Origin of the sequence: Shewanella sp. 10N.286.45.A1 (assembly GCF_041470405.1) — a bacterium.
GTDB lineage: Bacteria > Pseudomonadota > Gammaproteobacteria > Enterobacterales > Shewanellaceae > Shewanella.
This window is the reverse complement of the sequence record NZ_JBFRMK010000114.1, coordinates 1-8,449: the sequence shown is the minus strand read 5'-3', so window position 1 is coordinate 8,449 and position 8,449 is coordinate 1. Positions and strand designations below refer to the sequence as shown.

The window sequence follows — 8,449 nt, the reverse complement described above, 5'->3', positions numbered from 1 at the left end:
TCATTGCCTTACCTCAAAGTCGCTAAACTCTCGCTGAGCGATCAAATCTTTATACTGATTGGTATTACTATCGTCCTCAGTTTTCCTGCTCTTATCCTGCTTATCCGCTGTTAGCCTTTTCGGGTTAACTTATAAACAGACTCAGTTAACGATGACACCTGTTTTTTGACAAAGCGCGGGTTGTCACTCAGCACATCTTCACAGGCTAAACGCTCAATCTCAAAATCAGTACTCATATTGGTTGCCACCCAATCATCGGATACCGCAAATGGCGGGCCATTTAGCTCTGCTTGCGGGTAGTCTAGCGTCACAAGCAAGCCAACACTGCCTGCTGGGATCAGGCTGGCAAGCTGCTTTGCGTATTGCAGTCGCATCGCTTCAGGCCAAGCAATTAAGGCTGCTCTGTCGTAAAAAGCACTGGTTTTGGCAAGCTCTACACTATTGCTATTTTGGAGGCTAAAAATATCACCTTGATAGATGGTGATCTGCTCAGTTGAATAACGCTTATGCTCACCAATTTGCTCTACGGTATGTGTAAGGTTATTTTCTTGATAGAACTGGGATACCGCAAGTTCATTGAGCTCACAAGCCAGCACATCGTGGCCTTGCTCAGCCAAAAAGCACATATCAAGAGACTTACCACAAAGGGGAACAAAAACTTGCGAGTTTGCGGGGAGTTTCAGCTGCTGCCAAAACTGAATCAATAGCGGGTTAACAGCGCTCAGATGAAAACCTATCTGTTGAGCGTCCCATTTTTCATGCCAAAAGCTTGGTTGCATTGCTAAAATCCTAGAGCGTTAGAATGGGGATTAAGCAGAATGCTATAACCAAGGCATTATCCCTTAATTAAGCAAATTCTGTTAATACCGAATGAGCAACACTCTAAAGCCAACACCTTCATTTAGCAAAAAGAAAAACAAACGCTAATGCTTTAGGCTACTGGAATATCCAACGCTTTTTGCACTTTTTTAAGCCAAGTACAATTCTCACACTCACATTGACGACGCGAAAGATGGTGTGGACTCAAGCTTGAATCAATAAAGTCTACAGCGACAAGTAACTGCTGTTTTAGCTCTTCGGCTGTCTTTTGATCCACCGCAACAGTCTCATCGTTATGGTTCATCCAGGTGCACTCCATCCCCTGATGGCAATTGATGCACTGCATATCTGTATGATTAAAGAAACCAGCGTGAGGACATTGGTTTAGCTCCATTGACTGCAAAATTCGCTGCCGAGGATATTCGAGTAATTCGATTAACCGTGACTTATCTAATCCTGACATATAATCACCTTTGTGCTGATTTAACTTATAAAATTAAGTCTATATCTACTATATTAGTACTGACTTTAAGACTACCTTTCTCTTATTGTTACAGAATTGATATACATCAATATCTCTTCCAAAAATATTGGTTAGGTGTGACCCACTTCCCCCTTTTAAGTGTCAGTTTTTTAGTTAATCAGCTTGGACTATCTTCGCTAATGTTGATTTAATAACAACATTAACGAGGAGAGACAATTGCAAACCCAAGAACTTCAACACTTTTATATCTCAGAAGAGCAATCAATCTACCTGCTTGCGGCCAATGATGCCCGCAAACACCGTGCTTGGATAAGACTATGTAAACAGCAGCTGAGTAAGTTGGGATACAAACAGTTTGAGATGGTTGGTAAAGGTGCGTATGGGTTTGTATTTGCGGGCGTTAATGCCAGTGGCGAAGCTCATGTGTTTAAATTCTCCCGACTAACACTGCCGCAGCACGTACAAGACAGGCTTGAAGAAGAAGCCTTTATGCTCTCTCAAGTTATCCACCCCAACGTGCCTCCAGCCATTAAATTCCAGCATGTAGGAAAACAGGGCATTCTTGTTATGGCAAGAGCACCGGGTGAAGACTTGGAACAACTTTGTCTGCGTATCGGTGCATTACCCGTTGCCATGGTCATGAATATTGCCCGCCAACTTGCAGCAATACTCAAATACTTGCATAACGGCCGGCCACTTATTCATGGGGATATTAAACCCTCGAACCTGGTTTACGATGTTAAAAACCAGCACTTGTCTTTAATTGATTGGGGCTCTGCGGTATTTGCTCAGCGCGACAATGACGGTAACCCTGTTAATGGCAACGTCATGGATTTAATGTCCAGCGACCATCAGCATACAAATGCCCGCATGGGCGACGTGTACTTTATCGGCGAAGAGCAACTCAATGGTGCATTGTCGAGTCCGCGTTTTGATGAGCAAGGCGTAGCCGCAACACTTTATGCATTGGCATCTGGCCAAGCCAGTCGTTTCGGCAGTAAGGTGATCCCCGCCACCAGTATCGGCTTACCCATTGAGCTTGCTAAAACCTTAGATGGCATGCTGAGTGATGACCCTATACAACGAAAACAGGCTGGCGATTACTTTCTCAAAAGTATGGCTCATAGCCACAGGATGCACTTACCAGAGATTGACAATGGGCCGCTTACCGCCGAAATTCCAGTTTGGGTGCTTGCGAGTAATAAAGAGGTGGAAACCGTTAGCTATAGCTCACGAAAGTCATTCCTCAAAGAGCATAATGCCGATGATCCCATCGCCAAAATGGACGATCTACAGCTTGAAAAATACTACCGTAATTTTATGGCTGGCATGGGCGATACTGAAAAAGGTTTTATCGCATCAGTAGGTCGTTTGGCGCAATATGACATAGTAGGTGGTTTAGCGATTCATTGGCGTGAAACTGGCGTGTTTATCGATTCCAACCTAGCACTGTATAACGAAAGTCAAAAGCAGGCTTTGACAATTGCAGTCAACAATATGGTCACTCTCGCCCGTGGTATTCATCGGATCGGGGTGTTTAAAGCATGCTTCTTTAATGCAAGAGATACGCTGCATATTGAACGAGAGGATAGTCAGCAACCTTTCGTGATTAGTAGCGAGCTACAACTGCCTTTTGAGGTTGGCGATGTACCGTCTTTAGAAGATCGCTCAAGACTACACTCCTATTTTGAAGATGGCCGCGATCCTGAAGAAAATTTAGAACTGCCAAAAGAGATCATGACGGAGCTCGCCATCATCAACCAAATTCACCATACCGGCTGTATTATCTTTGAGGCTTTGCCAAATCATATGAAGATCCACAGCTACTTGCGTCTATTAAACCCAAGAAAACAAGCGGCGTTTAGAGGTTGTTTAGACCGTATTTTAAGTCACGTTGATAAGATACAAGGCAAAGGGGTGTCAGGTTTTATGAAGCTTCCCTATAAAAACACCCGTAAATTTAGCCACCTTGAGCGTAAGCCCGATAATTTTTACCCGCGCAACCCAAAACAAAGTTAAGGTTTAACGATTAGGTTTATCATCCTTTGGCTTGTCATCGTCATCAAGCGAGGTTTCAACTTGATGCGTTTCTGGGCGTTTATCACTAGGATCATCTTTGCGCTCAAAGTCACCGTCGAAAGTATTTCCATCATCAAAAGGTGAGCGTCCACCTTGTTGCCCAAAGGGGTTACCTTGTCCGCCCATACCTGGACCAAAGCCAGCTTGAAAACCACCATTGGTTTTAGCTTTCAGTTGCATACGCTTATAAAAATAGCCTGCAACTGGAATGCGGGTAAATGGGGTTAATAGAATGAGTCCCAAAAAGTCGGTCACAAAACCTGGGATCAGCAGCAGTAAACCTGCAACAGCTAACATCATACCTTCAACAATCTCTTGTCCAGGTGCTTCGCCGCGTGCCAATTTTTGCTGAACCTGCATCAAGGTACTAATGCCCTGGCTACGGACTAATGATACGCCGACCACAGCGGTAAATATAACCAAAGCAACCGTTGTCCAGCTGCCTAATGCTTCGCCCACTCGGATCAGCACAGATAGCTCCATCACAGGAACTAATACAAAAATTAATAACAGAATAAAAAACACGCTGACCTCACATTTTTTTATGGCGATGAAAACTAAATTGGGGTTAGTCGGTCTATTTTCAAGTCGCATAACCAAGAATTGGCTTGTGTGCTAACAATAATCAACACAAGCAGCAGAATACATACGCATTTGTAAGCAAAAACTACTGGCATCACTATTTTAGCAATGCCTTAATGCAAGCATTCTGCAAAACACGTAAAGTAACAATAGTGACTATCGTGATAATCAGCTTAACTAAATTGCCTTAACGCAGCTTTAAATCTGCTTAATATAAATTGAACAAGCTATCAGACGGACAAACATAGTTTAATGGATAACGAATTTTTACTCTTAATGACCACTTGCCCAGACGAAGCTAGCGCTAAATCTTTAGCTCATGCTCTAGTCAATGAGAAATTAGCGGCATGTATACAGATCTCATCAGCCATAACATCCGTATATGAGTGGCAAGATGAAGTCTGTGAAGAGACAGAATTCTGTTTAAATATTAAGTGCCTTGCCGTGCATTACCCCGCGATTGAGGCTGCAGTTTTAAAGTTGCACCCTTATGACGTTCCCGAGCTAATAGCACTACCTGTAACCCAGGGATTGCCAGCCTATTTTGATTGGATAAAAGAAACCACACAGCCATGAAAAAAATCATTACTCTGTTTTTAGCATCGCTACTAATGCTTAGTCCATTAGTACAAGCTGAAAACATTTTCAATAGCAGTAAATTCTCCTTTTTAAAGGGTGAACCAGAGTTGATGCCTGTCGATGAAGCGTTTGTTTTCGACTTCAAACAGGAGGGCAATAAGGTAAAAATCAGCTGGGTTATTGCCGACGGCTACTACATGTATCGCGATAAACTCAAATTTGAAGCCAACGGTGCAGTGCTGGGTGAAATCGCTTTACCCCAAGGTAAGCCTCATACCGATGAATACTTTGGTGAGCAAGAGGTTTATTACTCATTTGTTGAAATGCCGGTCGCAATTAAACAAGCGGCAGCAGGCGATACTCTCAACGTCACATTTATGGGTTGTGCAGAGGGCAAACTGTGCTTTCCCCCAACCAAAAAAGTGGCTGAGTTAACCGAGGTTAGCGCTAATGATGGTGTACTCGATTTACAACAAAACAACCAGATAACCACGGCTACTGATGAGCCTAACGCGCCAATCACCCAGCAAGATAACCTGACGCAAATGCTTGCTAGCGATAGCTTAATTTGGACCTTAGTTATCTTCTTTGGCTTAGGAATAGGCTTAGCATTGACACCTTGCGTGTTCCCTATGTATCCAATTCTATCGGGCATTATTGTTGGCCAAGGTAAGAAGCTCTCTACCGCCAAAGCCTTTAGCTTGTCGATGGTTTATGTGCAAGGTATGGCTATCACCTACTCACTGGTAGGCTTGGTAGTGGCATCAGCAGGGATGAAATATCAGGCCTACCTGCAGCACCCCGCAGTATTGATCACTCTGGCCATTATGTTCTTCGTATTGAGCTTGTCGATGTTTGGCTTATACGACTTGAAACTGCCATCAAAGTGGCAAGAGAAGATGAACACAGTATCGAACAACCAAAAAGGCGGTAACGTCATTGGTGTGTTTTTGATGGGTGTTATCTCTGGTCTTGTAGCCTCGCCTTGTACAACCGCACCACTGTCTGGGGCACTGATTTACGTCGCCCAAACAGGCGACTTACTGCAGGGCTTCTTAGCACTTTATGTGTTGAGTATGGGGATGGGTTTACCGCTGCTAATTATCGGCACCTCTGGCGGTAAGATCTTACCAAGAGCAGGCAGCTGGATGGATATCATCAAAACCATCTTCGGTTTCCTTCTCATTGCTGTTTCTATCGTGATGTTAGGTCGAATCTGGCCTGGACTCATCTCAGATATCCTCTGGTCAGTTTGGGGGATCAGCATCGTTGGTTACCTAATGCATCAGAACAAGCTGACTGAGTTTAACTGGAAACAAACAACCCGTGCAGTACTACTTCTATTAGCACTATTAGGCAGTTTCTCTTACGGCTTACAGACGGTAATGTCGCACTTTGGCTTTGCCTCACACAGCAGTGCTACGCTCGCTTCTGGCGAGCAAAATCACAACTTCAAGCGTGTTAAATCACTTGAAGATCTAGACCGTGAAATTGCAGCAGCATCTGCGCAGGGTAAAACAGTAATGTTAGATCTATATGCCGACTGGTGCGTCGCTTGTAAAGAATTTGAAGCGATTACCTTTAAGGATCCTGCAGTTCTTGAGCGGATGAATAAGATGGTATTGCTGCAAGCTGATGTCACCAAAAATGATGCGGTCGATATTGAGCTACTAGAACATTACGATGTGCTCGGTTTACCGACCCTACTAATGTTTGACGAAAATGGGGCAGTAAGAGATGACTTAAGAGTCACCGGCTTTATGCGTCCTAAAGCGTTCGCAGAGCATCTGGACCATTTAGTAAAATAACTCAGTAGTATCCAGTAGAAAGCCCCGTTAGTATTCATCTGCAAACGGGGCTTTTTTGATTTTGATATAAAGTAGACATTGCAAGGCTACCCCCTATCAGATAACGATTACAACTAGGATTACCACTATCACAATCTACAAATAAATCCGTAAACTTCAGTTCAAATTCACAAACTTCTTGTACAATGCACACTAATAATATCTTTTGCAAGGAGCACCATGGAACCCGCGATACTCATTATTACCTTAGCCTGCGGCATGCTAGTTAGCCGTGTGGGACTGCCCCCATTGATCGGCTATCTTGTTGCGGGATTTGTACTGTTTCTATTCGGAATTGAAGAATCTAGCCTGCCAATGTTAGAGCAGTTAGCTAACTTAGGTGTGACCTTATTACTGTTTGCCATAGGTCTAAAGTTGGATATTCGCAGCTTGTTTAAAGCAGAGGTTTTAGCTGGCTCCAGCTTGCACTTGCTTGGTTCTATGTTGTTTTTTATACCGCTGTTAAAATTGTTAGGCCTACTTGGTTTAGAGCAACTAACTGGTCTTGAACTCAATCAACTGGGTCTTCTCGCATTTGCGTTAAGCTTCTCTAGCACCATTTTTGCGGTAAAAATATTAGAAGACAAAGGTGACATGCAGTCACTTTATGGCCGCGTTGCTATTGGTATCTTGATTATGCAGGATATCTTTGCCGTTGCTTTCTTGACGATATCAAAAGGCGATATCCCCTCCTATTGGGCGTTATGCTTACTCCTGCTTCCGCTAGCCAAACCGCTTATTTATAAAGCCTTTGATAGAGTCGGCCACGGTGAGTTACTGGTGCTATTCGGGTTAGTCATGGCGCTAGTGATGGGCGCATGGTTGTTTGAAATCGTCGGTCTAAAACCCGATCTTGGCGCGCTCATTATCGGCATATTACTGGCCGGACACCCTAAGTCTTCAGAGCTAGCAAAGTCACTATTTTACTTTAAAGAGCTGTTCCTCGTTGCCTTCTTCTTAACAGTTGGCCTCAATGGTTTACCAACATTCTCAGACATTGGCTTAGCTGCAATTTTGGTGTTGGTGGTTCCGATTAAGATAGTGCTATTCCTCTATCTTTTGACTCACTTTAAGTTACGTTCACGCACGGCATTATTGTCTTCATTTAGCCTAGGCAATTACAGTGAGTTCGGTTTAATTGTTGCCGCCGTCGCGACCTCAAAAGGTTGGTTACCGCCGCAATGGATGGTGATATTAGCTGTAGCATTGAGCTTCAGTTTTCTATTTTCAGCGCCGCTCAATATTGCCTCAAACAGGCTATATCAAAAGTATCAAAACCGACTGCAGCGATTGGAGAAGCATCCATTGCATCCAGAAGATCGTCCGATCCATGTGGGTAATCCAAGATTCTTAATCTTAGGTATGGGGCGCATTGGTTCTGGTGCATATGACGAACTTAGAGTGCAATACGAAGGTGAGATCCTAGGGGTGGAACACAAGCAAGACCTAGTCGATTATCATAACCAAGAGGGGCGCAATGTGGTGCAAGGCGATGCCTCAGATACTGACTTTTGGGAGAAACTTGATAAGGCGCCTAACCTAGAGTTAGTGCTGCTCGCGATGCCGCATCACGTGGGTAACTTATTTGCTGTTGAACAACTAAAGCGCCTAGATTACCAAGGCAAACTTAGTGCCATTGTGCAATACAAAGAGGATGCCGATTCACTGCAAGAATCAGGGGTGCACAGCGTATATAACCTTTATGAGGCAGCGGGTGCGGGTTTTGTCGACCATGTAGTTAAAGAGTTGCTCAGCCCTAATGGCACAGCGCCAGATCATCCAGAAGCGGTGAATCATCCACGCAGCAGTGAAAATTAAGATTTGCAGCGCTTTTCCTTTCACTGCTTTAGTGAATAAACGTGCTTCTATAGACTCAGGTAAGTCAGGCCTTTTCTTTGTAGATAAGGGCTCTGGCTAACCTGATAAGCTTACCTTGTCACCCTTAAGAACGTATCACTTCCATTAAAGAGTTACTCATTCAGCAGAAGTTGAAATCATTTTAGACGTAAGTGGCTTATCGCCAATCGTTATTCTCGACTCATACCAATTGCATTAAGTA

At 43.8% G+C, this 8,449-nt stretch carries 7 protein-coding genes; 4 read left to right on the top strand and 3 right to left on the bottom strand.

The annotated features are described in order from the left end of the window. Positions 1–110: 110 nt before the first annotated feature. On the bottom strand, positions 111–779 hold the full coding sequence (locus tag AB4238_RS09645) for a thiopurine S-methyltransferase (RefSeq protein WP_372033231.1): 669 nt from the start codon (positions 777–779) through the stop codon (positions 111–113). 152 nt (positions 780–931) lie between these two features. Then, positions 932–1,282, bottom strand: coding sequence for a hypothetical protein (locus AB4238_RS09640; RefSeq protein ID WP_372033229.1), 351 nt, complete (start codon positions 1,280–1,282; stop codon positions 932–934). 237 nt (positions 1,283–1,519) lie between these two features. Here AB4238_RS09640 and AB4238_RS09635 point away from each other — a divergent pair, with 237 nt between their 5' ends. Continuing rightward, positions 1,520–3,322, top strand: a complete 1,803-nt coding sequence (locus AB4238_RS09635; protein ID WP_372033227.1) for a protein kinase domain-containing protein — start codon at positions 1,520–1,522, stop codon at positions 3,320–3,322. A gap of 3 nt (positions 3,323–3,325) precedes the next feature. On the opposite strand, the gene AB4238_RS09630 is transcribed toward AB4238_RS09635, so the two are convergent. Further along, positions 3,326–3,907, bottom strand: coding sequence for an FxsA family protein (locus AB4238_RS09630; protein WP_372033225.1), 582 nt, complete (start codon positions 3,905–3,907; stop codon positions 3,326–3,328). 309 nt (positions 3,908–4,216) lie between these two features. Between AB4238_RS09630 and cutA the strand changes: the two genes are divergently transcribed. The 3 genes from cutA (at position 4,217) to AB4238_RS09615 (ending at position 8,208) form a co-directional block, all read left to right on the top strand. After that, positions 4,217–4,540: a divalent-cation tolerance protein CutA gene (gene cutA, locus AB4238_RS09625; RefSeq protein WP_372033223.1), complete on the top strand. Its 324-nt coding sequence runs from the start codon at positions 4,217–4,219 to the stop codon at positions 4,538–4,540. Next, positions 4,537–6,351 carry a protein-disulfide reductase DsbD gene (locus AB4238_RS09620; RefSeq protein WP_372033221.1) on the top strand — a complete coding sequence of 605 codons (1,815 nt, stop codon included), beginning with the start codon at positions 4,537–4,539 and terminating at the stop codon, positions 6,349–6,351. Before cutA ends, AB4238_RS09620 begins: the two co-directional genes overlap by 4 nt. Before the next feature lie 219 nt (positions 6,352–6,570). Continuing rightward, positions 6,571–8,208: a cation:proton antiporter gene (locus AB4238_RS09615; RefSeq protein ID WP_372033219.1), complete on the top strand. Its 1,638-nt coding sequence runs from the start codon at positions 6,571–6,573 to the stop codon at positions 8,206–8,208. The last annotated feature ends 241 nt before the right edge of the window (positions 8,209–8,449 follow it).

Coding starts and splice junctions, on each gene's coding strand:
- AB4238_RS09640 (WP_372033229.1), bottom strand. CDS start 1,282: ATGTCAGGATTAGATAAGTCACGGTTAATCGAATTACTCGAATATCCT.
- AB4238_RS09615 (WP_372033219.1), top strand. CDS start 6,571: ATGGAACCCGCGATACTCATTATTACCTTAGCCTGCGGCATGCTAGTT.
- AB4238_RS09645 (WP_372033231.1), bottom strand. CDS start 779: ATGCAACCAAGCTTTTGGCATGAAAAATGGGACGCTCAACAGATAGGT.
- AB4238_RS09620 (WP_372033221.1), top strand. CDS start 4,537: ATGAAAAAAATCATTACTCTGTTTTTAGCATCGCTACTAATGCTTAGT.
- cutA (WP_372033223.1), top strand. CDS start 4,217: ATGGATAACGAATTTTTACTCTTAATGACCACTTGCCCAGACGAAGCT.